Source organism: Streptomyces sp. NPDC050743 (assembly GCF_044456925.1).
Taxonomy (GTDB): domain Bacteria; phylum Actinomycetota; class Actinomycetes; order Streptomycetales; family Streptomycetaceae; genus Streptomyces.
The window spans coordinates 17,710-43,644 of the sequence record NZ_JBITGJ010000019.1 but is presented as its reverse complement, the minus strand read 5'-3'; the positions used below and the strand labels follow the sequence as shown (position 1 = coordinate 43,644).

Below are 25,935 nucleotides of genomic sequence, written 5' to 3'. Positions count from 1 at the left end.
GCTGACGGTGATCGGCCCGAGGCGGCTGGGATAGCGTCACGGTGTCCCAGCATGTCCCCGTCACCCGCGGAGTCCCCATGAGCACCGCCACCGCCACCGCTCGCCCCGGCGCAGTCCTCGCCGACCTGCTCCCCGCGTCCCGCGTCCGCGACGCGGTCCTCGTCGTCGGCGGTGCCGTGCTCACCGGACTCGCGGCCCAGGTGGCCGTCCCGGTGCCCGGCTCCCCGGTGCCGGTGACCGGCCAGACCTTCGCCGCGCTGCTCGTCGGCACCGCGCTCGGCGCCCGCCGCGGCTTCCTCTCCCTCGCCCTGTACGCGCTCGCCGGCGTCGCGGGCATGCCGTGGTTCGCGGGCGGCACCTCCGGCGCGGCCTCGGTCTCCTTCGGCTACATCCTCGGCATGCTGCTCGCCTCGGCCGCCGTCGGCGCCCTGGCCCGGCGCGGCGCCGACCGCTCGCCGCTGCGCATGGCGGGCACGATGCTCCTCGGCGAGGCGATCATCTACGCCGTCGGCGTGCCGTACCTGGCCGTCGCGGCCCACCTCTCCCTCTCCCAGGCCGTCGCGCTCGGCCTCACCCCGTTCCTGATCGGCGACGCCCTCAAGGCCGCCCTGGCGATGGGCGCCCTGCCCACCGCCTGGAAGTTCGCGAACAAGCGCTAGACGCCGTAGTTCCTGCGGAAGAGGTTCGCCGGGTCGTAGGTCTCCTTGACCCGGGCGAGCCTCTTTCGCGTTCCGGGGCCGTACAGGCCGGTGCTGCGGTCCCCGGCGCCGAAAGCGAAGTTGAGGGACCGTCCCAGGGTGTCCTCGGCCAGCAGCGCGAACGCCGGGTCGAGCACGGCCCGGGCCCGCTTCCGCTCCCCGGCCGTCAACAGCCGCACCAGGAACCGCCCGTCGCGGTACGGCACCGCGTTCGGCGCCGGGCGGGCGAGCGCGCCGCCCAGGTGATTGACCTGCACGACACACATCGGGCCCGCCTCCGGCCCGGTCGCCAGCAGCAGCTCACCGGCCCGCTCCATGTCCAGCTCCCGCAGCACCGCGCTGTCGCCGTAGTAGGCGTGCGGGAAGTCCGGGTCACTGTGGATGGTGTGGCTCTCGGCGTACGGCATCTCGCGCAGGGAATCCGCGAGCACCGGCCCAATCTCCCGCAGCGGGGCGACGATCCGCTCGCCGTCGGCGCCGGTGTGGGCGACGCGGACCGAGACGACGTACCTGCCGCGCAGGTACGGGGGCAGCGCGGGCAGGTCCGGGTACGGTACGGCGGCGAAGGACGAGGTCAGCCCGTCGGGCACGGTCCGCGTCCAGGCCTCGTACGCCCGCAGCACGGCCGCCGGGTCCACCGCGCGCCCGTCGAAGGCGAGCGAGCCGCCGTACAGCGTCCGCACCGGTACGAGCCCGATCTCCAGCTCGGTCACGATCCCCAGGTTCTGCCCGGCGCCGAGCAGCGCCCAGTACAGCTCGGGGTCGGAGCCGGCGGTGACGTGCCGCAGCTCCCCGTCGGCGGTGACGAGCTCCAGCCACCGCACATGGTCGGCCGCGTAGCCGAACTCGCGGGCGAGGATCCCCAGTCCGCCGCCCAGGGTGTACGAGACCGCGCCCACGCCGGGTGCCGACCCGTTCAACGGCGCCAGCCCGTACGGCTCGGCGGCCGCGACCACCTGCCCCCAGCGCGCTCCGGCCCGCACCCGGACGGTACGGGCCCCGGGATCGACCACGACCCCGTCCATCCGCCGGGTGCTGACGAGCAGCCCGCCCTCGTAGCCGCCGGGCAGTCCGTGCCCGGTCGCCTGCACCCCGACGGGCAGGCCCTGGGCGGCCGCGTACCGTACGGCGGCCACCACGTCGGCCGCCGAGCGGGCGGGCACCACGGCGGCGGGCCGCTGGGCGAAACCGCGCTGGAAACCGGCGATTTCGTCGCGGTAACCGGCGTCGCCGGGGCGCAGGAGGGTCAGGTCCAGGGCGTCGTCCACAGAGGTCATGGGATGCAGCATGGCCGCATAACCTGACAGGTGCCGTCAGGTTATGCGGCCATGTTCATCGGCCGGGTCGGTGACCTCAGCCGGTGGTGACCTTCTCGGCCGCCTCGACGGCGGCGGGGGCCGTCGCGGCACGGCGGGACTCGATCTGCTGCTTCACCACAGCGATCACCACCACGACCGCCGCCACCGCGACCGACAGCAGCACGGTCTTGCGCCCGCTGCTGGCGCCCTCGGTGTCGGTGAGCATGTAACCCAGGACGAACACGATCAGCGCGGCCGTTGCCCAGGTCAGATAGGGGTACAGCCACATCTTCACGACGAGCTTCTCCGGCGCCTCCCGCTGGATGATCCTGCGCATCCGCAGCTGCGAGAAGCAGATGACCAGCCACACGAACAGGGCCACCGCACCGCTGGAGTTGAGCAGGAAGAGGAAGACGGAGTCCGGGTACTTGTAGTTGAAGAAGACCGCCACGAAGCCGAACACGACCGACGACAGGATCGCCGCCATCGGCACGCCCCGGGAGGTGGTGCGGGCGAACGCCTTCGGGGCGTCACCGCGCTGGCCGAGCGAGAAGGCCATGCGGGAGGCCGTGTACAGGCCGGAGTTGAGGCAGGACAGCACCGAGGTCAGGATGATGACGTTCATGATCTGACCGGCGTTGGGGATGCCGAGCGAGTTCAGCGCGGCGACGTAGGAGCCCTGCTCGGCGATGGACGGGTCGTTCCACGGCACCAGCGAGACCACGATGAGGATCGAGCCGAGGTAGAAGACGCCGATACGCCAGATGATGCTGTTGGTGGACTTGGTGACCGCACGCTGCGGGTCCTCCGACTCGCCGGCCGCCAGGGTGGCGATCTCGCTGCCCATGAACGAGAAGACGACCAGCAGGACACCGGTGAGGATCGAGCCGGGCCCGTGCGGCAGGAAGCCGCCATGATCCGTGAGGTTGCCGAAGGAGGCCTTGTCCGCGTGCACGCCCGGCAGTACGCCGAAGACGGCCAGCACACCGATGGCGATGAACGCGGCGATCGCCACGACCTTGATACCGGCGAACCAGAACTCGAACTCGCCGTAGGAGCCGACGGAGACCAGGTTGGTCGCGGTGAGCACGGTCATCACGATGAGCGCCCAGCCCCACTGCGGTACGCCCGGCACCCAGCCCGAGAGGATCTTGGCGCCGGCGGTGGCCTCGACGGCCAGCACGACGACCCAGAAGAACCAGTAGAGCCAGCCGATGGAGAACCCGGCCCAGCGGCCGAGCGCACGGTCGGCGTGCGCGGAGAAGGAGCCGGAGGTGGGGTTGGCGGCGGACATCTCGCCGAGCATGCGCATCACGAGCACGACGAGGGTGCCGACGAGGGCGTAGGACAGGAGGATGCCCGGTCCCGCCGTGGCGATACCGGAGCTGGAGCCGACGAAGAGGCCGGCTCCGATGACACCACCGATCGCGATCATCGTCAGGTGGCGGTTCTTGAGTCCTGCTTGGAGGCCCGAACCAGGGGTCATTGGACGGATTTCCTTTGCGCCAGGAGGAGCAGCTCATACGAGCGGTGTACGAGTCGGTCCAGTGAATCCGAGGCGAACGGATTCGGGAACCTCTGAATCCGTATCGTTACTTGAGGTTCCCTTGAGGTTCTATGGTCCCGGTCACATCTTCCGAGGCCCGGCGGGGGTTCCTGGGGGCCCGGCGGGGTGCCGCCACCCGAGGCTGCTGCCCGCAATGCGGCGTGTCACACTCATGGCATGCGCGTGTATCTCGGCTCCGACCATGCTGGCTACGAACTCAAGAACCATCTCGTCGAGTGGCTCAAGGCGGCGGGTCACGAGCCCGTCGACTGCGGGCCGCACATCTACGACGCCCAGGACGACTACCCGCCCTTCTGCCTTCGCGCCGCCGAGCGGACGGCCGCGGACGCCGACGCCCTCGGCATCGTGATCGGCGGCTCCGGCAACGGTGAGCAGATCGCCGCGAACAAGGTGAAGGGCGTGCGGGCGGCGCTGGCCTGGAGCGAGGAGACCGCGGCGCTGGGGCGGCAGCACAACAACGCCAACGTGGTCGCCGTGGGTGCGCGCATGCACAGCACGGAGGAGGCGACGAAGTTCGTCGAGGTCTTCCTCAACACGCCGTTCTCCGGTGACGAGCGTCACATCCGGCGGATCGACATGCTGTCGGCGTACGAGACGACGGGCGACCTGCCGCCGATCCCGGCCCACCACCCGCAGGACAGCCAGGCATAGGGCACCCCTGGGCTCCGCCCCGAGGGCGCGCTCTCGGGGCGTCCGCTCGCGAAGGAAAGGACACTCCCGCCGTGCCGGAAGGGCACACCATCCATCGGCTGGCCCAGGACTACGCCGAGCGCTTCCAAGGCACGGCCCCCCGCGTCACCAGCCCCCAGGGCAAGTTCTCCGACGCCGCCGCCCTCCTGGACCGCTCCGAACTGACGGCCACCGAAGCCCACGGCAAGCACCTCTTCCTCCGCTTCCGGGACACCGACTGGGTCCACATCCACCTCGGCCTCTTCGGCAAGGTCGGCTTCGGCGACGCCCCCGCACCCCCGCCGGCCGACACCGTCCGGCTCCGGCTCGCGAACGACACGGCGTACGGGGACCTCCGCGGCCCCACCACCTGCGCGCTGATCACCGACCCGGAGAAGCGGGCCGTACACGCCCGCCTCGGCCCCGATCCGCTCCGCGAGGACGCCGACCCGCACGCGGCGTACCGCAGGATCTCCCGCAGCCGTACGACGATCGCCGCGCTGCTCATGGACCAGAAGACCGTCGCCGGCGTCGGCAACGTCTACCGCGCCGAGGTGCTGTTCCGGCACGGCATCGACCCCTACCGCGCGGGCAGGGACGTCAGCCGCGCCGAGTGGGACGCGATATGGGCCGACCTCGTCGAGCTGATGCACGAAGGCGTCCGGAACAACCGGATCGACACGGTTCGGGCCGAGCACACCCCGGAGGCCATGGGCCGGCCACCGCGCGTGGACGACCACGGCGGCGAGGTGTACGTCTACCGCCGCGCCGCCCAGCCCTGCCACATCTGCGGCACCGGGATCCGCACCGCCGGCCTCGCCGCCCGCAACCTCTTCTGGTGCCCCACCTGTCAGCAGCGGTGACCGGGCACTAGAAGCCGTGCGGCAGCCACGGGGCCACCGGTGAGCCGAACGCCACCGACGCCTCCGTCAGCGCCCCCGGCCGCAGCTCCCGTACCCGCCCGGCCGCCGCGAGCGACAGCAGTGTCACACCGCCGAGGTAGGACGCGCCCAACTCCCGTACGGTGAGGGAGAGATCGGCGGCGTCGGCCGTGCGCTCGCAGGACGCGCCCTTCGGGTCCCCGGTCAGGCGCCAGCGCCCCGCGTTCCACGGGCAGAAGGTGTCCTCCACCTCCAGCACGACGTCCACGGGCGCCTGATACGTGCGCGCCGACAGTGCCGCACCCACGTCGACGAGACGCACGTACGCGTCGTCCTTCAGGCGCGGCCGGCAGCGGCGGGGGTCCGAGACCAGGTATCGCCAGGCGTCGTCGAGCGGTCGCGATCGCACCGACAGCGTGGTCATCAGGTCGATGCCGAACAGGAACCGCCACAGCGCCGCCTCGGTGACGGGATCGAGCGCGGCCAGGTCCTTCAGCTGCACCGTGCCGTCGTGGCCGCTCTCGCCCCAGCCGATCCTGGTGCTGAAGCGGACGTATCCCGTGACCTCGCCGTCCCGTTCGGCGACCGCGCACTGCAGCGCCGACGCCCCGCCCCGCTCGCTCTCGGGGTCGAGGAGACCGGCCCGCTCCCAGCCGGGCCGCCGGGCCAGCATCCCGGGCCGCAGTGGCACCAGCGCCGCGTAGACCGCCTCGCAGGCGTCGAGGACGTCCGCGGGCGCCGCGTAGCGCAGGCGTACGTCGTCCACGCCGGGCGGCAGGGACAGCGTCACCCGGCTCGTGTCGATCTCGGCGGCCGTACGGAAGGTGGCCGCGCCGTACCCGAAACGGCCGTAGATCGCGGGCTCGGACGCGGTCAGCACCGCCACCGGCTCGCCCAGCGCCCGTACGTCGTCCAGCTGCCGGCGCATCATCGAGGTCAGCACCCCGCGCCGCCGGTGGGTGGCCGCCACGCTCACCATCGTCACGCCGGCCGCCGGGACCGCGGTCCCGCCCGGCGCGGTCATCCGGAAGCTGAACGCCCCCGTCGTACCGACGATCGCGTCCCCGTCCCATGCGGCCAGGGAACGGTCGAACTCGGTGAGGGACTTGTCCAGTTCGCGTTCCTCGGGCGGTGCCGCCGAGGCGCCGAAGGCGCGGTACAGGACGTCGTACCACCGGTCCCAGTCGGACTCGCGCAGCACCCTCAACTCGGTTTCCCGGTCAGTCCCCATGAACCATGCGTACCAGGGCGTCGCGGGACGAGCCAGCGAATTTCCCCCGGACGGCGGCGCGATGGCCTCGCGTGCCGTTCACTGTGAGGACGAACCGAGGACAGACGACGACGAACCGCGAAGTCGGGCCTCGCACGAGGGACAAGTGGGACCTCCCGTGCCAAGCAGCCGGTCCGATGGATAGGGTCGCGAACTAATGGCAGCAGGACGAGAGCGGCGCGCGAAGGCCGAGACGTTCACGGCCCGGTGGAAGATGCAGTGGCACCGGGCCCGCACCGGCCTGCGCAGAAGCGCCGTGGACTACTTCCGCGGCGACGGCTCCGACTGGATCGCGTTCGCCGGACTGCTGATCACCATCCCCGTCCTCATGGCCATGACCCTGGTCGACTCGGTCTGGTGCTCCCCGGCCACCCTGGTGCTGCCGATCATCGCGGGCGGCCTGCTGCTGCGCCCGGCGAGCCTGCTCGGCCTGTACGCGGCCGGGGCCACCGCGCTGATCGTGGAGTCGGTACGGCTCGGCCCGTACACCGAGGGCCCGTCCCGGGTCACTCCGGGCGTGGTGCTGGTGGTGGCCGCCTGCGGTTTCTTCGGGCTGCTCACCGCGCAGTTCCGCAGCCGGGTCGGGGTGCCCTGGCGGCGCGGCGGCACCATGCTGTTCGACCTGCGCGAGCGGATCCGGGTGCAGAGCAAGCTGCCGAAGCTGCCGCAGGGCTGGCACCACGAGATGGCGCTGCGGCCGGCCGGCGGACAGTCCTTCTCCGGGGACTTCGTGGTCGCGGCCCGGACCAACGGCGGCCGCACGCTGGAGGTCGTCCTCACGGACGTGTCCGGCAAGGGCATGGACGCGGGGTCGCGCGCCCTGCTGCTGTCCGGCGCCTTCGGGGGCCTGCTGGGCTCCCTTCCCCCGCACGCCTTCCTTCCGGCCGCGAACGGCTACCTCCTCCGCCAGGACTGGGACGAGGGCTTCGCCACCTCCATCCATCTCGTCCTGGACCTCGACTCCGGCGACTACGAGCTGTACTCGGCCGGCCATCCGCCGGGGCTGCAGCTCAGCGCGGGCAGCGGACGCTGGGAGGAGAAGGCCGCCGAGGGGCCGCTGCTGGGTGTGTACGACGGCGCGCAGTTCGACTCCGTGAAGGGCTCGCTGCGGCCCGGGGACGTGTTGATGCTGTTCACGGACGGTTTGGTGGAAACCTCCGACCGCGACATCGTCGAGGGCATCGACCGGCTCACCGGCGAGGCCGACCGCTATGTCGTCGGCGGCTTCCACGGTGCCGCCTGGCACCTCATCGAGGCGGTCGCGAAGGACGTCAACGACGACCGGGCCCTGCTCCTGATCTGCCGCGGACAGACCCCGCTGACCCCCTGACCCGCCGATCCGCCGACGGATCCGGGGCAGTGGGCTTGCGGCGGAGGGCCGGTTGGCTTTGGGCCCGGTTGGCTTGTGGACCCCGCCCGCTCGTGCGGCCCCCGCGCCGCGAGACACTGGGCCGATGACTCAGCTCACGCTCGCCGAGGTCGAGGCCCTCGCCCGTGCCGCCCACGAGGGCCAGACCGACAAGGCGGGACGGCCGTACGCCGAACATCTCGCCGCCGTCGCCGCCGGTGTGCGGGCCCGGGGCGGGGATGCGGAACAGATCGCGGCGGCCTGGCTGCACGACTCCGTCGAGGACGACGCGCTCACGCGTGAGTGGCTGGAACAGGCGGCCCTGAGCGCCCGTACCAAGGCCATCGTGGACGCCCTCACCAAGCGGCCGGGGGAGGACCCGGAGGCGTACGCGGGGCGGATCCTCGCCACGGACGGCGCGCGGCTGGTGAAGGAGGCCGACCTGGCGCACAACGCCGACCCGGAGCGGCTGGCGGTCCTGGACGAGCCGACCCGGAAACGACTGACCGAGAAGTACGCCCGGATGCGCGCGCTTCTCGGTCTGGGGGAGCAGTCGGGGTCCTAGGCGCCGACCTTCTCGCGCTCGCGTTCCCTGCGCTGCCGTTCGCGGGCGAGTTCCGCCGCGTCCTGCTTGAACGCCCACTCCATCCTCGGCTCCATCGCGAACCGGAAGACCCGCTGCACGGGCTTGGTGCACAGCAGGGTGACGGCCGCGCCGAAGGCCAGGGTCACCAGGATCTCGCCGAACGGGCGGTGCAGCCACGGGTGGTCGAACCAGCCGCGGTAGTCGGCGAACTTCACCAGGAAGCCGTGCAGTAGATAGCCGTACAGAGTGCCCGCGCCGAGCGCCGTGAACCACATCCTCCGGCGCGGCACCCAGGCGAAGAAGCACGCCGTCAGCAGCAGCGAGCAGCCCATCATCGCGAGCGTCATCACCGGGCCGCTCCACCAGGGCGCGCCCAGCTCCTGCGCGGAGTCCCGGTGGTAGAACCACGCGGTGTTCATGCGCGGCACCGCCCACCAGCCGACGGCCAGCGCGGCGGCGAACACCGGCACCGCGGCGATCCGCACCGAGCGGCGGCGCACCAGCTGGAAGTGCTCGGGCTTCATGCACAGGCCGAGCACGAAGTACGGCAGGAACTGCAGGACGCGCTGCAGATCGAGGTCGTCACCGATGTTCGGGGTGACGGACGCCAGCATGGCGATGCCGAGGGCGACTGCGAACGGCGAGCGCACCAGCTTCCAGATCGGCGTCGTCAGCCGCCAGATGAACAGCGCGACCAGGAACCAGGTCAGGTACCAGGGATCGAGGAGGCTGATCTCCTCGTGCGAGCCCGTGACCAGGTTCTTGAACGTCGGATACGCGGTCTCGAACAGGACGTACGGCACGACGACACCGGTGATCAGCCGCTTCAGCCGGTCCGGGCGCATGTCGAAACTGCGCGAGAAGAAGCCGGAGATGATGATGAACGCCGGCATGTGGAAGGAGTACACGACCGTGTACACGCCCTCCAGGATCCGGCTGTCGCCCTTCAGCGGCTCCCACGAGTGACCCATCGCGACGAGCACGATCGCCAGGTACTTGGCGTTGTCGAAGAACGAGTCGCGCTGCTTGCCGCCGTGCTGTGCGCCGTCGTGCTGTTTGCCGGGTCTGTCCGCGTTCGTCTGCCGCGCCGGCGTACTCGGCGGGGTACGCGGACTGGGCACTCCGTCCGCCGGCGACTGTGCCGGGGGGAGCGGCCTGCGGTTCTGGCCGGAGGAGGAGGCGGCGTCAAACATCTCAGGCACCCTAGCGTCGTCTGTGGGATTTCGTAAAACCCCCGCAGTCATTCCTGGTTAACTTCTTCGGGTACCCACCGATTTACAGAACTTGCCATCCCTGTCTACGTGATGGTGCGCACACAGAGGCCGTCAACTCACCCTCGATGTCCCGATTCATCCCGACTAAATGGGGCATACGGCGCCTCTGTGCCATCAATTCGAATTACCTGCGCACAGGATGTGTGGAGGCGGAAACGAAGTCGCTTAATTCCCGGGGGAGTCATGTGCGGGCGGCCCGGTCGAATTACCCTGCGGCGGATCGTCCGCGCCGGCCGGATGTCCGACGTTGTGTCACGGGCCGCATGGGCGGGCCTGGTTGGTGGCACGATGGTTCTGGCAGGGGTGCGCGGGGCGTACCCCCGGGCCGGGAGAGCGGACCGACCGAGGGTGTGATTAGTTGTGGCCATTTCACTGTCTGTGGTGCTGCTGTTGGCGATCATCCTTGTAGTGCTGCTGAGAGGCGGGAGCATCAAGGCGGGCCCCGCGATCGTCGCGGTGCTGTTCGGCTTCTTCCTCGCCTCGACCGGCATGGCCCCGTCCATCGACCGCTTCCTGAACTCGATAGCGGACTCCATCAACTCGATCAAGTTCTGACCGGAGCGGGGCCGGCGGAGAACGGCGGCCACCGCGTCGAGGACCGCCTCGGCAGCGGCGGCATGGGCGTGCCCACCTCGCCCGGTCCGCCTCCGGCCGCCGGCTCGCGGTCCAGCCGCGAGGTGCGGCGCCGCCGGACAGGCCCCGCTGGATGCGGAGGGGGCCAAGGGCGGGATCCACCCGCTCGGCGCGGCGCACGAACATCTGTGTCTTGCCGGCCCTGACGACGGTACGGCCGGCCAGGTACGCGGCCCCCGCACCTCACCCTCTCCAGCGGCCGCGTCCGTGCCATCGCCCCGGCGCCCGGACGCGAGCCGTGGGAGGGCAACTCCAGCGCCGAGCGGCCCGGCCCGCCCACCGCCTCCGCCACCCGGCCACCCTCGACCTGAGCACCGGCCGGGTCACCGGCACGCTCGACGACAGCGACGACACAGGCGCCGGCAGGCCGGGATGCTCGGCGGACGGGTGTCCGCCGCCCTGCACGTCTGCGTCAAGGGACTGTGCGCCGTCGACATGCACGTACCAGGTGCCCGCAAGCTCCCACGATGCCGGCACCGTGGTGGTGCCTGTGCGGAAGCAGTGATCGCCGTCCCCCACGACGGGGTCACCTGTGATCGATCGGGGTTGAAGCACGGCTTGGAAGGCATCGCGCGGACGTCCTGCAACGGTGGACGCGCCAGGACACGCGCGCTCTCAACGGGTTCTCACTGACGCCGTTGGCCAAGGACGCAGAACTCGTTGCCTTCGGGGTCCGCCATGACAACCCACGACTGGTCACCCTGGCCGATGTCGACACGCTTCGCGCCGAGCGCCTCGAGGCGAGCCACCTCTGCGGCCTGGTCGTCGGGCCTGAAGTCGAGATGCAGCCGGCTCTTGGCCGTCTTGGCCTCGTCGAGCCGGACGAAGTCCAACCCCGGCAGGCGGTCCGGCTCCGGGCGGATCTCGAACTCCTCGTCCGAGGAGTGGACCACGACCCAGCCGAGAGCAGTAGCCCACCACTGCCCCAAGGCCACCGGATCCGCCGAGTGAACGATCACCTGTTCCCATTCCAAGGTCATCCGCCGAGTCTAGGCATGCCGGGGCTGCGGAAACAGGCGTTTGAGGCGCTTGGAGGGAGGCCACGAAGCGGCTGGCCGGCCGCCCTTTCGGACCCCCGCGAACGATCTCGGAAACGACCAGGGCCAGGCGGAGGACTAACCCTCTGACCTGGCCCTGAGTCGTATGGAGCGGGCGACGGGAATCGAACCCGCGTAGCTAGTTTGGAAGACTAGGGCTCTACCATTGAGCTACGCCCGCAACAGTGCGCCGCAGGTCGGCGACCGCGGCACTGCACGCATCGTAGCGGGTCGCCCGCCGTGGAGGCCAACGAGTTGATCCCCGGAGCCCGCGCGCGCCGCCTCGGAGAATGCGGCCGACGCGACCGGCCGGGGCATGTACCCTACGTGTCGCACCAGACGGGGTGTGGCGCAGCTTGGTAGCGCGTCCGCTTTGGGAGCGGAAGGCCGTGGGTTCAAATCCCGCCACCCCGACCACCTGCTCACGACGTCGTGATGATCGCCTTTTGGGGCGCTGACCGGCTGCGGTTACTATGCAAACTGCGCGCCCGTGTGTCCCGGCCCACTCGGCCTACGAACTCCTCCGGGCGGCGAATCCGCCGGACCAGTCTGGCCCCGGCAGAAACCAAGAAGTCAGCCACAAGGAGACCGAACCGTGAAGAGCGCCGTGGAGACCCTGAACCCGACCCGGGTTCGGCTCACTGTCGAGGTGCCCTTCGAGGAGCTCAAGGACAGCCTCGACGCGGCGTACAAGAAGATCAACCAGCAGGTCACGGTGAAGGGCTTCCGCAAGGGCAAGATCCCGGCCCGGGTCATCGACCAGCGGTTCGGTCGTGGCGCCGTGCTGGAGGAGGCCGTCAACGACGCGCTTCCGAAGTTCTACACCGAGGCGGTCAACGAGGCCGAGCTCAGCCCGCTGGGCCAGCCCGAGGTCGACATCACCGAGCTGAAGGACGGCGAGACGCTGAACTTCACCGCCGAGGTCGACGTCCGCCCGGCCCTGGAGATCCCGGACTACTCCGGCATCGAGGTCGAGGTCGACGCCGTCGAGGTCACCGACGAGGACATCGAGAAGTCGGTCGAGCAGCTGCGTGAGCGCTTCGCCTCCACCTCCCCGGTCGAGCGCGCCGCCGAGGACGGCGACGTCGTCACCATCGACCTGCAGGCCAAGGTCGACGGCGAGGTGCTGGAGGACGGCATCGCCAACGGCGTCTCCTACACCATCGGCTCCGGTGAGCTGCTCGACGGCATCGACGACGCCGTGAAGGGCCTGTCCGCCGGCGAGGAGGCCACCTTCACCTCCGAGCTGAAGGGCGGCTCCGCCGCGGGCAAGGAGTCCGAGGTCACCGTCAAGGTCACCCAGGTCGCCGCCCGTGAACTGCCCGAGCTGGACGACGAGTTCGCGCAGCTCGCCTCCGAGTTCGACACCCTGGACGAGCTGAAGGCCGACAGCCGCAAGCGCCTGGCCGACATGAAGCAGTTCGACCAGGCCACCCAGGCCCAGGAGCGCGTCCTGGACAAGCTCCTGGAGCTGGTCGAGGTGCCGGTCCCCGAGAAGCTGCTCGAGGACGAGATCAACACCCGCAAGCACAACCTGGAGCACCACCAGCTCGCCCAGATGGGCCTGACCCTCGACAAGTACCTGGAGATCCAGGGCAAGACCGCCGAGGAGTTCGAGGCCGAGACCCGCGAGGCCGCGGTCAAGGGCATCAAGACCCAGTTCGTCCTGGACGAGCTGGTCAAGAAGGAGCAGCTCAACGTCAACCAGGAGGAGCTCACCGAGCACCTCATGCGGCGTGCGGCGTCCTCCGGCATGTCCCCCGACCAGTTCGCCCAGGCCGTCGTCGAGGGCGGCCAGGTGCCGCTCCTGGTCGGCGAGGTCGCCCGCGGCAAGGCCCTGGCCGTCGTGGTCGAGGCCGCCACGGTGAAGGACACCAACGGCGAGGTCGTCGACCTGGACGACGAGGAGGAGGAGACCGAGGCCGCCGAGGCGTCGGAGACCTCCGAGGAGAACGCCGAGGGCTGAGCGGTCCCACGGCGTCTGTGAGGCGCGTACAGCGGGCCCTGGGGACTTTCCCCGGGGCCCGCTGTCGTACCCGGGCGGTGGCCCACCGAGGGGGCGTGGGGAACCGCGTGAGCAACCACGGACGACCCGCGGCCGCCGACGCACCGCGCACCTCACGGCGAGCGGGCTCCCGGCCCCCGAGCGGAGCGCTACGCCCCCGGCGAACACCCCCATCTCCGGGATTCCCCGAAGGGACCCTCGCGTTAGGGTCCATGAAAGGCAGAACAATGAGACGGCCCGGCGCCGTCGTAAGACGAGCAGGTGGATACGTGACGAATCTGATGCCCTCCGCCGCCGGCGAGCCTTCCATCGGTGGTGGCCTCGGCGACCAGGTCTACAACCGGCTGCTCAACGAGCGGATCATCTTCCTCGGCCAGCAGGTTGACGACGACATCGCCAACAAGATCACCGCACAGCTGCTGCTCCTCGCCGCCGACCCGGAGAAGGACGTCTACCTCTACATCAACAGCCCCGGCGGCTCGGTGACGGCCGGCATGGCGATCTACGACACCATGCAGTACATCCCGAACGACGTGGTCACGATCGCGATGGGCATGGCCGCCTCCATGGGCCAGTTCCTGCTCACCGGCGGCACCGCTGGCAAGCGCTTCGCCCTGCCCCACGCGGACATCATGATGCACCAGGGCTCCGCGGGCCTCGGCGGTACGGTCTCGGACATCAAGATCCAGGCCGAGTACCTGATGCGCACCAAGAAGCGCATGTCCGAGCTGACCGCGCGACACTCGGGCCAGACGGTCGAGACCATCATCCGCGACGGCGACCGCGACCGCTGGTTCACCCCGGAAGAGGCCAAGGAGTACGGTCTCATTGACGAGATCATCACGCACGCCTCGGGTGTTCCGGGAGGCGGCGGCACCGGTGCCTGACCGGCCCGGCCGCGCCACGCACCGCCGAGACCGAAGCCCCCAGAACGCCACCAGGACGGTGAACACCCCATGAGCAACTTCCCCGGCGCCGCCAGCGGCATGTACGAAGGGCCCCGCCCCGACAGCCGCTATGTCATTCCGCGCTTCGTCGAGCGCACCTCCCAGGGCATCCGCGAGTACGACCCGTACGCGAAGCTCTTCGAGGAGCGCGTGATCTTCCTGGGCGTCCAGATCGACGACGCCTCCGCCAACGACGTCATGGCGCAGCTGCTGTGCCTGGAGTCGATGGACCCGGACCGGGACATCTCGATCTACATCAACAGCCCCGGTGGCGACATGACCGCCCTCACGGCGATCTACGACACGATGCAGTTCGTGAAGCCCGACATCCAGACCGTCTGCATGGGCCAGGCGGCCTCCGCGGCGGCCATCCTGCTCGCCGCCGGCACCCCCGGCAAGCGCATGGCCCTGCCGAACTCGCGCGTGCTGATCCACCAGCCGGCGGGCTCCACCGGCCGCGGTCAGCTCTCCGACCTGGAGATCATCGCCAACGAGTTCACCCGGATGCGTGAGCAGCTGGAGAACATGCTGGCCAAGCACTCGAACCGGCCGATCGAACAGGTTCGCGAGGACATCGAGCGCGACAAGATCCTCACGGCCGAGGAGGCGCTGGAGTACGGCCTCGTCGACCAGATCATCTCCACCCGCAAGCTGAACAACGCCGCGGTCCGCTGAGGCGGAGCGGCACACTCTCTGCCCCTCTTGGCACGGTGCACGTCAAAGTGAACCCTGCCAAGGGGGGCCCGAACACCGGGCCCGGCAAGGTACCGTCGGACATAAGGCAGCACCAGGAGCCGCTGGATTCGAAAGCGTCCAGGCGTCTCCCAGGCGAAGGGGAAGCACACCGTGGCACGCATCGGTGACGGCGGCGATCTGCTCAAGTGCTCGTTCTGCGGCAAGAGCCAGAAGCAGGTCAAGAAGCTCATCGCAGGGCCCGGTGTGTACATCTGCGACGAGTGCATCGATCTCTGCAACGAGATCATCGAGGAAGAGCTCGCGGAGACCAGCGAGGTGCGCTGGGAAGAGCTGCCCAAGCCGCGCGAGATCTACGAGTTCCTCGAGGGCTACGTGGTCGGCCAGGAGGCGGCGAAGAAGGCCCTCTCCGTCGCGGTGTACAACCACTACAAGCGGGTCCAGGCCGGCGAGAACGGCGGTCCGGGGGGCCGTGACGACGCCATCGAGCTGGCGAAGTCCAACATCCTCCTGCTGGGCCCCACGGGCTCCGGCAAGACCCTCCTCGCGCAGACCCTGGCGCGCATGCTGAACGTGCCGTTCGCGATCGCCGACGCCACCGCGCTCACGGAGGCCGGCTATGTCGGCGAGGACGTGGAGAACATCCTCCTGAAGCTGATCCAGGCGGCCGACTACGACGTGAAGAAGGCCGAGACCGGGATCATCTACATCGACGAGATCGACAAGGTGGCGAGGAAGAGCGAAAACCCCTCGATCACCCGTGACGTCTCGGGCGAGGGCGTCCAGCAGGCACTGCTGAAGATCCTCGAGGGCACCACGGCCTCGGTCCCGCCCCAGGGCGGCCGCAAGCACCCCCACCAGGAGTTCATCCAGATCGACACGACGAACGTCCTGTTCATCGTGGGCGGTGCCTTCGCCGGCCTGGAGAAGATCATCGAGGCCCGGGCGGGCGCGAAGGGCATCGGCTTCGGCGCCACGATCCTCTCCAAGCGCGAGCTGGAGTCGAAGGACGTCTTCGAGGACGTCATGCCGGAGGACCTGGTCAAGTTCGGCATGATTCCCGAGTTCATCGGCCGTCTGCCGGTGATCACGTCGGTCCACAACCTCGACCGCGAGGCACTCCTCAAGATCCTGGTCGAACCCCGCAACGCCCTGGTGAAGCAGTACCAGCGCCTCTTCGAACTCGACGGCGTGGAACTGGACTTCGAGCGCGAGGCCCTGGAGGCCATCGCCGACCAGGCCATCCTCCGCCAGACCGGCGCCCGGGGCCTGCGCGCCATCATGGAGGAAGTCCTCCAGGGCGTCATGTACGAGGTCCCGTCCCGCAAGGACGTGGCCCGCGTCGTCATCACGGCGGACGTGGTCCTCTCCAACGTCAACCCGACCCTGATCCCGCGGGACGCGCGGGGGCGGGGGTCCGGGGAGCAGAAGTCGGCGTAACCTCCGCCGTGCCAAAGGGCCCCGGTCGACCGACCGGGGCCCTTCCGCGTCAAGGCCTACGGTGTCAGGCCTTCACCCGTACGTCGTTGCGGAGCTCCGCGGCCAACTGGGCGGCATCCTCCATCGAGGTGCTCTTCCCCGCGGCGAGTCCCGCGAAGTCGAACGAGATGACGTACGCGACCGTGCTGTGGTCGCCCCACGCGCAGATCGGCGTCGTGATCGTCTTGCCCGACTCCTGCGTCTCGATGGACTGGCACTTCATGACGCCGTTCGAGAAGCCGGAAGGCGACATCTTCTGCGGGCTGCCGACGAGCTTGCCCTTGGAGGACTTGTCCTTCTCGGAGTCCTCCTTCATCATCGCGAACAATCCGTCGACGACCTTCTCCGGGTCGTCGATGGTGCCGTACACCCCGGAGAAACCGAGACTCTTCCCGGCGAGGCCCGAGCCGTAGCTGTAGCCGGCGCTCACGTCCTTGGGGTCTTTGACGCCCAGCGCTTCCGTTTTCTTCAGGTCGCTCTGGCTCATGCCCTGGTCGGCCGAGTCCTGGTCCGACTTCTTGTACGTCCCGTTGATCACCTTCGCCGGCGTGATCAGCTTGTGCGGCCCGTCGTCCGCCACATCGCTGCCGCCGCTCCCGCCGACCGCGAAGTACACGCCCACCGCTACGGCCGCCACCACGGCCACCGCGCCGATGATCAGGCCCGTCTTCTTCTTGCCGCCCGCCGGGGCCGGGGGCTGGGGCATGCCGTAGGGCTGCTGGCCGTAGGGACCCGGCTGCTGGCCGTACGGGTTCGGCTGCTGCGGCACGCCGCCCTGCTGCGGGTAGCCGTAACCCGGCTGCGGCGGAGCGGCCGGAGGCGCCTGCTGGGGGTAGCCGTAACCGGGCTGCGGGGCCTGCGGCTGCTGGCCGTAGGGGCCCGGCTGACCGTAGGGCCCCGGCTGGCCGTACGGACCAGGCTGCCCCGGCTGGCCGTACGGACCCGGCTGCTGGGGCGGGCCGCCGTACGGGCCCGGCTGGTTGTTGCTCATCTCTGGGTTCCCCTCCAGATGCTTAAGTGTTCCTGACATCCTGGACCAGGCACGGCAAACGCACGGCACCGGGGGCCGCACCGTTACACAACAAACGCGTTTCGGGACCGCCCCGTGACACCTCTAAACTGACCCCCGTGACCGAGAATGCTCAGCAGCAGCCACCCGCGCCCGACTCCGAACTGCCGACCCAGTACGCGCCGGCCGATGTAGAGGGGCCGCTGTACGAGCGCTGGGTAGAGCGCGGTTACTTCGAGGCGGACGAGAAGAGCGACAAGCCGCCGTACACGATCGTCATCCCGCCGCCGAACGTCACGGGCAGCCTGCACCTGGGCCACGCCTTCGAGCACACCCTCATCGACGCCCTGACCCGCCGCAAGCGCATGCAGGGCTACGAGACGCTGTGGCAGCCCGGCATGGACCACGCTGGCATCGCCACGCAGAACGTCGTCGAGAGGGAGCTGGGCAAGGAGGGGAAGTCCCGGCACGACCTCGGCCGCGAGGCCTTCGTCGAGCGCGTCTGGCAGTGGAAGGCCGAGTCCGGTGGCCAGATCAGCGGGCAGATGCGGCGCCTCGGTGACGGCGTCGCCTGGTCGCGTGAGCGGTTCACCATGGACGAGGGCCTGTCCCAGGCCGTCCAGACCATCTTCAAGCGGCTCTACGACGACGAGCTGATCTACCGCGCCGAGCGCATCATCAACTGGTGCCCGCGCTGTCTGACGGCGATCTCCGACATCGAGGTCGAGTACCAGGACGACGACGGCGAGCTCGTTTCCATGAAGTACGGCGAGGGGGACGACACCATCGTCGTCGCCACCACCCGTGCCGAGACGATGCTCGGCGACACCGCCGTCGCGGTCCACCCCGACGACGAGCGCTACAAGCACCTGGTCGGCAAGCTCATCAGGCTCCCGCTGACCGACCGTTCCATCCCGGTCGTCGCGGACACGCACGTCGACCCCGAGTTCGGCACCGGCGCCGTCAAGGTCACCCCGGCCCACGACCCGAACGACTTCGAGATCGGCCAGCGGCACGACCTGCCGTCCATCACGATCATGGACGAGCACGCCGTCATCACCGCCCACGGCCCCTTCCAGGGCCTGGACCGCCTGGAGGCCCGCTCCGCCATCGTCGCCGCGCTGCGCGCCGAGGGCCGGATCGTCGCCGAGAAGCGGCCGTACGTCCACTCCGTCGGCCACTGCTCGCGCTGCAAGACCACCATCGAGCCGCGCCTGTCCATGCAGTGGTGGGTCAAGGTCGGCCCGCTGGCGAAGGCCGCCGGCGACGCCGTCCGCGACGGCGGCGTCAAGATCCACCCGCAGGAGATGGAGAAGCGGTACTTCGACTGGGTCGACAACCTCCACGACTGGTGCATCTCGCGGCAGTTGTGGTGGGGCCACCGCATCCCCGTCTGGTACGGCCCGAACGGCGAGGTCGTCTGCGTCGGCCCCGACGACGAGGCCCCGGCCGGCGAGGGCTGGCACCAGGACACCGACGTCCTCGACACCTGGTTCTCCTCCGGCCTGTGGCCGTTCTCCACCCTCGGCTGGCCCGAACAGACCGAGTCGCTCGCGAAGTTCTACCCGAACTCCGTCCTGGTCACCGGCTACGACATCCTCTTCTTCTGGGTCGCCCGGATGATGATGTTCGGCCTGTACGCGATGGACGGCACCCCGCCGTTCCACACCATCGCCCTGCACGGCATGGTCCGCGACCAGTTCGGCAAGAAGATGTCGAAGTCCTTCGGCAACGCGGTCAACCCGCTGGACTGGATGGACAAGTACGGCTCCGACGCGCTCCGCTTCACCCTCGCGCGCGGCGCCAACCCGGGTGTCGACGTCCCGATCGGCGAGGACTGGGTCCAGGGCTCCCGCAACTTCGCCAACAAGATCTGGAATGCCACCCGTTTCGCCCTGATGAACGGCGCGACGGTTCAGGGCCCGCTGCCGGACCCGTCCCGTATGTCCGCGACGGACCGCTGGATCCTCTCCCGCCTCAATTCGGTCGTGGCCGAAGTCGACGCCCACTACGACGACTTCCAGTTCGCCAAGCTCTCGGACACCCTCTTCCACTTCGCGTGGGACGAGGTCTTCGACTGGTACGTCGAGCTGTCCAAGACGGTCTTCCAGGCGGGCGGCGAGCCGGCCGAGGTCTCCAAGCGGGTCCTGGGCGAGGTCCTCGACGTCACCCTGAAGCTGCTGCACCCGGTGGTCCCGTTCGTCACGGAGACCCTGTGGACGACGCTGACGGGCGGCGAGTCCGTCGTCATCGCCGAGTGGCCGAAGGACAGTGGCTTCCGCGACGCGGCGGCCGAGCGGGAGATCGAGACCCTCCAGTCGGTCATCACCGAGGTCCGCCGCTTCCGCGCCGACCAGGGCCTGCAGCCCGGCCAGCGCGTCCCGGCCCGCCTGACGCTCGACGGTACGGCCCTCGCCCCGCACGAGGCCGCCATCCGCCAGCTCCTGCGCCTGCAGCCGGAGGGCGACGCCTTCACGGCCACGGCCACCCTGCCGGTCGCCGGTGCGGAGGTCGCCCTCGACCTCTCCGGCACGATCGACGTGGCCGCCGAGCGCAAGCGGCTCGCGAAGGACCTGGCCGCCGCCGAGAAGGAGAAGGCCCAGGCCACGGCCAAGCTCGGCAACGAGGCGTTCCTCGCGAAGGCCCCGGAGAACGTGGTGGACAAGATCCGCACGCGTCTGTCCAAGGCGGAGGACGACATCGCCCGCATCCAGGCCCAGCTGGAGAAGCTGCCGCAGGCGTAGGCGAACGGCGCCGAAGGCCCCTGGAGCCGCTGAGGCACCGGGGGCCTTCGCACGCCCCGAAGGGGCGCGGGGAACTGCGCGAGGAGCGACATCGATCCGCACTCGCACGACACGCTCAGCCACCCCCTTCAGCAGGGGCACCGAGCCACCGCACCCTTTGTCGCTCCCGCTCCGTAGACTGGGCCCCGTGAGCGACCCGAACGGCACCGACCCCCTCGACAGCTTCGACGAGATCATCGCTGAGGAGACCGACCGCGACCCCGACCTCGCCGTGATCGAAGCGGGTAGTCGAACCCTGCGGACGCAGAGCGGCGGCCCGCCGCAGGCAGACGTACCCGCGCGGCCGGAGGACCCTGAGGTCGACAAGGCCCTGCGCGAGGTCGAGGCGGAGCTGGCCACCCGCTGGGGCGAGACCAAGCTGGAGCCCTCGGTCAGCCGCATCTCCGCGCTGATGGACTTCCTCGGCGAGCCCCAGCGGTCGTACCCCTCGATCCACATCACGGGCACCAACGGCAAGACCTCCACCGCCCGCATGATCGAGGCCCTGCTCGGCGCCTTCGAGCTGCGCACCGGCCGCTACACCAGCCCCCACGTGCAGTCGATCACCGAGCGCATCAGCCTGGACGGCACCCCGATCACCGCCGAGCGGTTCATCGAGACGTACAACGACATCAAGCCGTACGTCGAGATGGTGGACGCCCGGCAGGAGTACCGGCTGTCCTTCTTCGAGGTGCTCACCGGCATGGCGTACGCCGCCTTCGCGGACGCCCCCGTGGACGTCGCCGTCGTCGAGGTCGGCATGGGCGGCTCCTGGGACGCCACCAACGTCATCGACGGTGACGTCGCCGTGATCACCCCGATCGACCTGGACCACACCGACCGCCTCGGCGAGACGCCCGCGGAGATCGCCGGCGAGAAGGGCGGGATCATCAAGCAGGACGCCACCGTGATCCTGGCCCAGCAGCCGGTCGACGCGGCGCAGGTGCTGCTGAAGAAGGCCGTCGAGGTGGACGCCACCGTGGCCCGCGAGGGGCTGGAGTTCGGGGTCGTCGCCCGGCAGGTCGCCGTCGGCGGTCAGCTGGTCACCCTGCGCGGCCTCGGCGGCGAGTACCCGGAGCTGTACCTCCCGCTGCACGGCGCCCACCAGGCGCACAACGCGGCCGTCGCGCTCGCCGCCGTCGAGGCGTTCTTCGGCGTCGGCGCGCAGCGCGCCGAGCCGCTGGACATCGACACCGTCCGCAAGGCCTTCGCGGCCGTGTCCTCGCCGGGCCGCCTGGAGGTGGTACGGCGCTCCCCGACCATCGTGCTGGACGCCGCGCACAACCCGGCGGGCGCGCGGGTGACCGCGGACGCGGTGCGGGAGGCGTTCGACTTCAGCCGGCTGATCGGCGTCGTCGGAGCGAGCGGCGACAAGAACGTGCGGGGTCTGCTGGAGGCCTTCGAGCCGATCTTCGCCGAGATCGTCGTGACGCAGAACTCCACCCAGCGGGCGATGGACGCGGACGAACTGGCCGCGATCGCCGTCGAGGTGTTCGGCGAGGAGCGGGTGCAGGTCGAGCCGCGGCTGCCGGACGCCCTGGAGGCCGCGATCACGCTGGCCGAGGAGGAGGGCGAGTTCGCCGGCGGCGGCGTGCTGGTCACCGGTTCCGTCATCACCGTCGGCGAGGCCCGGCTGCTGCTGGGGAAGGGCTGAGAGTCGAAGATGCGTACGCTCTGTTCATCGACCTTGATCGGCGAGTTCTTCATCATCGGGTTCGCCGGGCTCGTCGCGATGAAGGACCCGAGCCTGTCGGTCTCCACGGTGTGGCTGGTCAGCGGCATCGCCATGCTGCTGTGTGTGCTGCTGTGCGGCATGGTGACCCGGCCCGGCGGGGTGGCCCTCGGCTGGGCCCTGCAGATCGCGCTGGTCGCCTCCGGCGTCTTCGTCCCGACCATGTACTTCATGGGCGCGGTGTTCGGGGCGCTGTGGTGGGCGTCGGTGCATTTCGGCAGAAAGGTGGACGAGGCCAAGGCCAGATTCGCCGCCCAGGCGGAGTCCGGCTCCTCTACACCTGACGCTGTGTGACGGGCGGCCGGACACGCCCTGTAACCTCGTCCCACCACCGCAGACGTCCGCAGAAGGAGTCCTCCCGTGAGCCAGCGCACCCTCGTCCTCCTCAAGCCCGACGCCGTCCGTCGGGGCCTGACCGGCGAGATCATCAGCCGTATCGAGCGCAAGGCCGGCTGGCAGATCACCGCGCTGGAGCTGCGCACCCTGGACCGTGCCACGCTGGAGCAGCACTACGCCGAGCACGTCGGCAAGCCGTTCTACGAGCCCCTGGTCGAGTTCATGTCCTCCGGCCCGGTCGTCGCCCTGATCGTCGAGGGCGAGCGGGTCATCGAGGGCGTGCGCGCGCTCGCCGGTCCGACCGACCCGATCGCGGCCGCGCCGGGCTCCATCCGCGGCGACTTCGGTGTGATCGTCCGCGAGAACCTGATCCACGCCTCCGACTCCGAGGAGTCCGCCGAGCGCGAGGTGAAGATCTTCTTCCCGGGCCGGGCGTGAGCTCGCGCGAGTTGAATTTTCGATAATTTTTCTGATGAGGCGTCAGCCCGCTCCGGTGGCGCCTGACCAGGGACGGCCGTACATTTCCGGCCGTCCCTTGGCATATGCCTTGCCGTTCGGGGGAACGCGTGCCACCGATGGAGCGTCTCCACAAGCGGGGCGGGCCGCCACATGGTGACAATGGCGGAGACCCTCGCGCAGTGTTCGCGAAGGCGCGTTTACGATGGAAGCCTTCGCGTCACCGCACCCGCCTCGCCGACCTGATATGCCCTCAAAAGCTCGGGAAGGCCAGATGAATCCGGATGGGGAACTCAATGTCGTTCATCGGCCGTGACATGGCTGTCGACCTCGGGACCGCCAACACGCTGGTGTACGTCAGGGGTCGCGGAATCGTACTCAACGAGCCGTCTGTCGTCGCGATCAACACCAACACGGGTGGGATCCTCGCGGTCGGTGCCGAAGCGAAGAAGATGATCGGCCGGACGCCGGGCAACATCGTGGCGGTCCGCCCGCTGAAGGACGGTGTGATCGCCGACTTCGAGATCACCGAGCGAATGCTCCGCTACTTCATCCTGAAGATCCACAAGCGGCGGTATCTCGCCCGCCCGCGGGTGGTCGTCTGTGTGCCCTCGGGCATCACGGGCGTCGAGCGCCGCGCCGTGATCGAGGCGTCCTCCCAGGCGGGTGCGCGCCAGGTGCACATCATCGAGGAGCCCATGGCCGCCGCCATCGGCTCCGGCCTGCCGGTCCACGAGGCCACGGGCAACATGGTGGTGGACATCGGCGGCGGTACCACGGAGGTCGCGGTCATCTCGCTCGGCGGCATCGTCACCGCCCAGTCCATCCGGGTCGCGGGCGACGAACTGGACAACGCGATCATCCAGTACATCAAGAAGGAGTACAGCCTTCTGCTGGGTGAGCGCACGGCCGAGCAGATCAAGATCACGATCGGTTCGGCGTACGACCTCGACTCCGACGAGCACACCGAAGTCCGCGGCCGGGACCTGGTGTCCGGGCTGCCCAAGACCGTGGTCATCTCGGCTGCCGAGGTCCGCAAGGCGATCGAGGAGCCGGTCAACGCGATCGTGGACGCGGTCAAGACGACCCTCGACAAGTGCCCGCCGGAGCTGTCCGGCGACATCATGGACCGAGGAATCGTTCTGACCGGCGGCGGAGCCCTGCTGCGCGGCCTCGACGAGCGGCTGCGCCGGGAGACCGGCATGCCGATCCACATCGCCGAGGACCCGCTGGACAGCGTCGCGCTCGGTTCCGGCAAATGCGTCGAGGAGTTCGAGGCGCTGCAGCAGGTCCTGGACGCCCAGCCGCGCAGATGACGTAACTCTTCGATTCCGCCGTACGAGACGTTCTCCTCTCGTGCGGCGGATCGTTGATTAGAGGCATAAGCTCCCACAAATGGGCCCCTCGGGTTCGCGTTTCGCGTGAAGCGCCCGCAAAGAGGGGCTCCCGAATTCCTATTGAGGAAGGGCACGGCCGCCGCACGTGAGGGACACGAAAGAGAGCCGGCTGCTCCTGGTCCTGCTGGTTGCCATCGCATTCGCGCTGATCACGGTGGACATCCGCGGGGGCAGGAACTCTCCGGTCGACGGTGCCCGGCAGGCCGCGGCCGCGGTGTTCGGCCCCGTCGAGAACGGGCTGTCCTCGGCGGTCGATCCGGTCGGCAACGCCGTCTCCGCGATCCGGGACTCCGGCGGCCGCCACGACCGGCTCGCCCGGCTGGAGAAGGAGAACGCGGCTCTCAAGGCGAAGCTCGGCAGCGACGACCGCAACCGCAGCCGGCTGAACCAGCTCGACAAGATGCTGAAGATCGCCGGCGAGGGCCAGTACGGCATCAAGGGCGCCCAGGTCATCGCCATAGGAGCGGCCCAGGGCTTCTCCTGGACCATCACCATCGACGCCGGCGCCAACGACGGCATCAAGCGCGACATGACCGTCCTCAACGACGACGGCCTGGTCGGCCGCGTCACCACCGTCGGCCCCAACACCTCCACCGTGCTGCTCGCCAACGACCCCGACTTCACCGTCGGCACCCGCATGGAGGGCAGCGACGAGCTCGGCTTCGCCTCCGGGCAGGGCGACCGCCCGCTGCGCGTGGAACTGCTCAACGGCCAGGCGGAGGTGAAGAAGGGCGACCGCCTCGTCACCTTCGGCTCCCAGGCCGACCGGCCGTTCGTGCCCGGTGTGCCGGTCGGCGTGGTCTCCCGCGTCGAGCCCTCCAACGGCGGCCTCACGCGCACGATCTACGTCACCCCGTACGTCGGCTTCACCAAGCTCGACATCGTCGGCGTGGTCGTCCAGGCCCCGAAGAAGGACCCGCGCGACACGGTCCTGCCGGCCCAGCCCAAGCCGGTCCCGACGCCCACGGTGACCGTCACGGTGACCCCCTCCGCCGACGAGAACGCCCCGACCGGCCAGCAGCAGTAGGAGCTGACTCTTCCATGCGCCTCAACCGGATCCTGCTCTCCAGCGCGCTGGTCGTCGTGGCCCTGGTGATCCAGGTGAGCGTCCTCGCCCGCCTGCATCTGCCGGGCGCCGTCCCGGACCTGCTGCTGCTCACCGTCCTCGGCCTCGCCATGGTGTACGGCCATGTCGGCGGCGCCCTCGTCGGCTTCGGCGCCGGCCTGCTCGCCGACCTGGCCCCGCCCGCCGACCACGCGGCCGGCCGCTACGCCCTCGTGCTGTGCGTCACCGGCTACTTCGCGGGGCTCATCAAGCCGGGGAACGGCCGCCTGAAGTCGGCGACCGGCCCGATGGCCGTCGTGGTCGCCGCCGCCGTCGGCTCCACGCTGCTGTACGCGGGCGTCGGCGCCCTCGTCGGCGACACCGCCGCCCGCCATGTCGGCCTGACCGGGCTGCTGTTCTCGGCGGCCCTGTACGACCTGCTGCTCGCCCCGTTCGTGGTCCCGGGGATCATGTGGCTGGCCCGCCGGGCGGACAACGACCCGCTGGCCGAGAGCGGTCCCGCCGCCAAGGCCGGTGGCATCTCCACCGGCTGGCTCTCCTCCGGCACCGGCCTGCGCATCGGCAGCCAGCGCGGCGGCCTGGGCGCGCTGAAGGCCAAGGCCCGCACCCGCTCCGCGCGGGTCGGCCGCATCAAGGGGGTCAAGCGACTGTGAGGGCGAGTCAGGCAGCCGAGGAGTCCGGGGAGTTCACCCGAACGGGTCAGCTTTCGTGGAACGCGGGTTCACAGGCTGGTCGTTCATCATTCGTACGCGCGCAGCCGGTGCGCACACA

General features: G+C 69.8%; 23 protein-coding genes and 2 tRNA genes. 18 read left to right on the top strand and 7 right to left on the bottom strand.

Going from position 1 to position 25,935, the window contains the following annotated elements:
- Positions 1-77: 77 nt before the first annotated feature.
- Entirely contained in the window at positions 78-659 is a 582-nt protein-coding gene (locus tag ACIBJF_RS20195) for a biotin transporter BioY (protein WP_399175302.1), read from the top strand.
- On the opposite strand, the gene ACIBJF_RS20190 is transcribed toward ACIBJF_RS20195, so the two are convergent.
- Positions 656-1,975 carry an FAD-binding oxidoreductase gene (locus ACIBJF_RS20190; protein WP_399175300.1) on the bottom strand — a complete coding sequence of 440 codons (1,320 nt, stop codon included), beginning with the start codon at positions 1,973-1,975 and terminating at the stop codon, positions 656-658. The genes ACIBJF_RS20195 and ACIBJF_RS20190 overlap by 4 nt on opposite strands.
- A gap of 76 nt (positions 1,976-2,051) precedes the next feature.
- Positions 2,052-3,482, bottom strand: a complete 1,431-nt coding sequence (locus ACIBJF_RS20185) for an amino acid permease (RefSeq protein ID WP_399175298.1) — start codon at positions 3,480-3,482, stop codon at positions 2,052-2,054.
- A gap of 237 nt (positions 3,483-3,719) precedes the next feature.
- Here ACIBJF_RS20185 and ACIBJF_RS20180 point away from each other — a divergent pair, with 237 nt between their 5' ends.
- Positions 3,720-4,214, top strand: coding sequence for a ribose-5-phosphate isomerase (locus tag ACIBJF_RS20180; protein ID WP_399175296.1), 495 nt, complete (start codon positions 3,720-3,722; stop codon positions 4,212-4,214).
- A gap of 71 nt (positions 4,215-4,285) precedes the next feature.
- Positions 4,286-5,095, top strand: coding sequence for an Fpg/Nei family DNA glycosylase (locus ACIBJF_RS20175; RefSeq protein ID WP_399175293.1), 810 nt, complete (start codon positions 4,286-4,288; stop codon positions 5,093-5,095).
- Between the two features lie 7 nt (positions 5,096-5,102).
- On the opposite strand, the gene ACIBJF_RS20170 is transcribed toward ACIBJF_RS20175, so the two are convergent.
- Positions 5,103-6,344 carry a GNAT family N-acetyltransferase gene (locus ACIBJF_RS20170; RefSeq protein ID WP_399175291.1) on the bottom strand — a complete coding sequence of 414 codons (1,242 nt, stop codon included), beginning with the start codon at positions 6,342-6,344 and terminating at the stop codon, positions 5,103-5,105.
- A 196-nt stretch (positions 6,345-6,540) separates the two neighbouring features.
- On the opposite strand from ACIBJF_RS20170, the gene ACIBJF_RS20165 reads away from it, so the two are divergent.
- Entirely contained in the window at positions 6,541-7,713 is a 1,173-nt protein-coding gene (locus ACIBJF_RS20165) for a PP2C family protein-serine/threonine phosphatase (protein WP_399175289.1), read from the top strand.
- A 124-nt stretch (positions 7,714-7,837) separates the two neighbouring features.
- Positions 7,838-8,296, top strand: coding sequence for an HD domain-containing protein (locus tag ACIBJF_RS20160; protein WP_399175287.1), 459 nt, complete (start codon positions 7,838-7,840; stop codon positions 8,294-8,296).
- Here ACIBJF_RS20160 and ACIBJF_RS20155 read toward each other — a convergent pair.
- Entirely contained in the window at positions 8,293-9,510 is a 1,218-nt protein-coding gene (locus ACIBJF_RS20155) for an acyltransferase family protein (protein ID WP_399175285.1), read from the bottom strand. The genes ACIBJF_RS20160 and ACIBJF_RS20155 overlap by 4 nt on opposite strands.
- 441 nt (positions 9,511-9,951) lie before the next feature.
- Between ACIBJF_RS20155 and ACIBJF_RS20150 the strand changes: the two genes are divergently transcribed.
- Entirely contained in the window at positions 9,952-10,146 is a 195-nt protein-coding gene (locus ACIBJF_RS20150; RefSeq protein ID WP_351216565.1) for a hypothetical protein, read from the top strand.
- 704 nt (positions 10,147-10,850) lie between these two features.
- Here the strand turns inward: ACIBJF_RS20150 and ACIBJF_RS20145 are convergent.
- On the bottom strand, positions 10,851-11,204 hold the full coding sequence (locus ACIBJF_RS20145; protein WP_399175283.1) for a VOC family protein: 354 nt from the start codon (positions 11,202-11,204) through the stop codon (positions 10,851-10,853).
- A gap of 164 nt (positions 11,205-11,368) precedes the next feature.
- A tRNA-Gly gene (locus ACIBJF_RS20140) sits at positions 11,369-11,442 on the bottom strand.
- 159 nt (positions 11,443-11,601) lie between these two features.
- Between ACIBJF_RS20140 and ACIBJF_RS20135 the strand changes: the two genes are divergently transcribed.
- From ACIBJF_RS20135 to clpX, 5 genes are all read left to right on the top strand, one after another.
- Positions 11,602-11,678, top strand: a tRNA-Pro gene (locus ACIBJF_RS20135).
- Positions 11,679-11,856: 178 nt separating this feature from the next.
- Positions 11,857-13,227, top strand: coding sequence for a trigger factor (gene tig, locus ACIBJF_RS20130; RefSeq protein ID WP_399175282.1), 1,371 nt, complete (start codon positions 11,857-11,859; stop codon positions 13,225-13,227).
- 320 nt (positions 13,228-13,547) lie between these two features.
- Positions 13,548-14,153, top strand: coding sequence for an ATP-dependent Clp protease proteolytic subunit (locus ACIBJF_RS20125; protein WP_208903621.1), 606 nt, complete (start codon positions 13,548-13,550; stop codon positions 14,151-14,153).
- Positions 14,154-14,222: 69 nt separating this feature from the next.
- Entirely contained in the window at positions 14,223-14,888 is a 666-nt protein-coding gene (locus ACIBJF_RS20120; protein ID WP_059249543.1) for an ATP-dependent Clp protease proteolytic subunit, read from the top strand.
- A 171-nt stretch (positions 14,889-15,059) separates the two neighbouring features.
- Positions 15,060-16,346, top strand: a complete 1,287-nt coding sequence (gene clpX, locus ACIBJF_RS20115; RefSeq protein WP_189948500.1) for an ATP-dependent Clp protease ATP-binding subunit ClpX — start codon at positions 15,060-15,062, stop codon at positions 16,344-16,346.
- 64 nt (positions 16,347-16,410) lie between these two features.
- Here clpX and ACIBJF_RS20110 read toward each other — a convergent pair whose 3' ends face one another.
- A complete protein-coding gene (locus ACIBJF_RS20110) occupies positions 16,411-17,376 on the bottom strand; it encodes a hypothetical protein (RefSeq protein ID WP_399175280.1) in 966 nt (321 codons plus the stop codon).
- 137 nt (positions 17,377-17,513) lie between these two features.
- Between ACIBJF_RS20110 and ACIBJF_RS20105 the strand changes: the two genes are divergently transcribed.
- From ACIBJF_RS20105 to mreD, 7 genes are all read left to right on the top strand, one after another.
- Positions 17,514-20,138, top strand: a complete 2,625-nt coding sequence (locus tag ACIBJF_RS20105; protein WP_399175278.1) for a valine--tRNA ligase — start codon at positions 17,514-17,516, stop codon at positions 20,136-20,138.
- Between the two features lie 187 nt (positions 20,139-20,325).
- Positions 20,326-21,831 carry a bifunctional folylpolyglutamate synthase/dihydrofolate synthase gene (locus tag ACIBJF_RS20100; RefSeq protein WP_399175276.1) on the top strand — a complete coding sequence of 502 codons (1,506 nt, stop codon included), beginning with the start codon at positions 20,326-20,328 and terminating at the stop codon, positions 21,829-21,831.
- Positions 21,832-21,840: 9 nt separating this feature from the next.
- The gene (locus ACIBJF_RS20095) at positions 21,841-22,203 is read left to right on the top strand and encodes a DUF4233 domain-containing protein (protein ID WP_399175274.1); all 363 of its coding nucleotides are present in this window, start codon (positions 21,841-21,843) and stop codon (positions 22,201-22,203) included.
- A 66-nt stretch (positions 22,204-22,269) separates the two neighbouring features.
- A complete protein-coding gene (ndk, locus tag ACIBJF_RS20090) occupies positions 22,270-22,683 on the top strand; it encodes a nucleoside-diphosphate kinase (RefSeq protein ID WP_399175272.1) in 414 nt (137 codons plus the stop codon).
- 314 nt (positions 22,684-22,997) lie between these two features.
- On the top strand, positions 22,998-24,017 hold the full coding sequence (locus tag ACIBJF_RS20085) for a rod shape-determining protein (RefSeq protein ID WP_020940056.1): 1,020 nt from the start codon (positions 22,998-23,000) through the stop codon (positions 24,015-24,017).
- A 166-nt stretch (positions 24,018-24,183) separates the two neighbouring features.
- Entirely contained in the window at positions 24,184-25,125 is a 942-nt protein-coding gene (mreC, locus tag ACIBJF_RS20080; RefSeq protein WP_399175271.1) for a rod shape-determining protein MreC, read from the top strand.
- 14 nt (positions 25,126-25,139) lie between these two features.
- Positions 25,140-25,817, top strand: coding sequence for a rod shape-determining protein MreD (mreD, locus tag ACIBJF_RS20075; protein WP_399175269.1), 678 nt, complete (start codon positions 25,140-25,142; stop codon positions 25,815-25,817).
- Positions 25,818-25,935: the final 118 nt, after the last annotated feature.

Coding starts and splice junctions, on each gene's coding strand:
- ACIBJF_RS20195 (WP_399175302.1), top strand. CDS start 78: ATGAGCACCGCCACCGCCACCGCTCGCCCCGGCGCAGTCCTCGCCGAC.
- ACIBJF_RS20190 (WP_399175300.1), bottom strand. CDS start 1,975: ATGACCTCTGTGGACGACGCCCTGGACCTGACCCTCCTGCGCCCCGGC.
- ACIBJF_RS20185 (WP_399175298.1), bottom strand. CDS start 3,482: ATGACCCCTGGTTCGGGCCTCCAAGCAGGACTCAAGAACCGCCACCTG.
- ACIBJF_RS20180 (WP_399175296.1), top strand. CDS start 3,720: ATGCGCGTGTATCTCGGCTCCGACCATGCTGGCTACGAACTCAAGAAC.
- ACIBJF_RS20170 (WP_399175291.1), bottom strand. CDS start 6,344: ATGGGGACTGACCGGGAAACCGAGTTGAGGGTGCTGCGCGAGTCCGAC.
- ACIBJF_RS20165 (WP_399175289.1), top strand. CDS start 6,541: ATGGCAGCAGGACGAGAGCGGCGCGCGAAGGCCGAGACGTTCACGGCC.
- ACIBJF_RS20160 (WP_399175287.1), top strand. CDS start 7,838: ATGACTCAGCTCACGCTCGCCGAGGTCGAGGCCCTCGCCCGTGCCGCC.
- ACIBJF_RS20155 (WP_399175285.1), bottom strand. CDS start 9,510: ATGTTTGACGCCGCCTCCTCCTCCGGCCAGAACCGCAGGCCGCTCCCC.
- ACIBJF_RS20145 (WP_399175283.1), bottom strand. CDS start 11,204: ATGACCTTGGAATGGGAACAGGTGATCGTTCACTCGGCGGATCCGGTG.
- ACIBJF_RS20125 (WP_208903621.1), top strand. CDS start 13,548: ATGCCCTCCGCCGCCGGCGAGCCTTCCATCGGTGGTGGCCTCGGCGAC.
- ACIBJF_RS20120 (WP_059249543.1), top strand. CDS start 14,223: ATGAGCAACTTCCCCGGCGCCGCCAGCGGCATGTACGAAGGGCCCCGC.
- ACIBJF_RS20110 (WP_399175280.1), bottom strand. CDS start 17,376: ATGAGCAACAACCAGCCGGGCCCGTACGGCGGCCCGCCCCAGCAGCCG.
- ACIBJF_RS20095 (WP_399175274.1), top strand. CDS start 21,841: ATGCGTACGCTCTGTTCATCGACCTTGATCGGCGAGTTCTTCATCATC.
- ACIBJF_RS20085 (WP_020940056.1), top strand. CDS start 22,998: ATGTCGTTCATCGGCCGTGACATGGCTGTCGACCTCGGGACCGCCAAC.
- mreD (WP_399175269.1), top strand. CDS start 25,140: ATGCGCCTCAACCGGATCCTGCTCTCCAGCGCGCTGGTCGTCGTGGCC.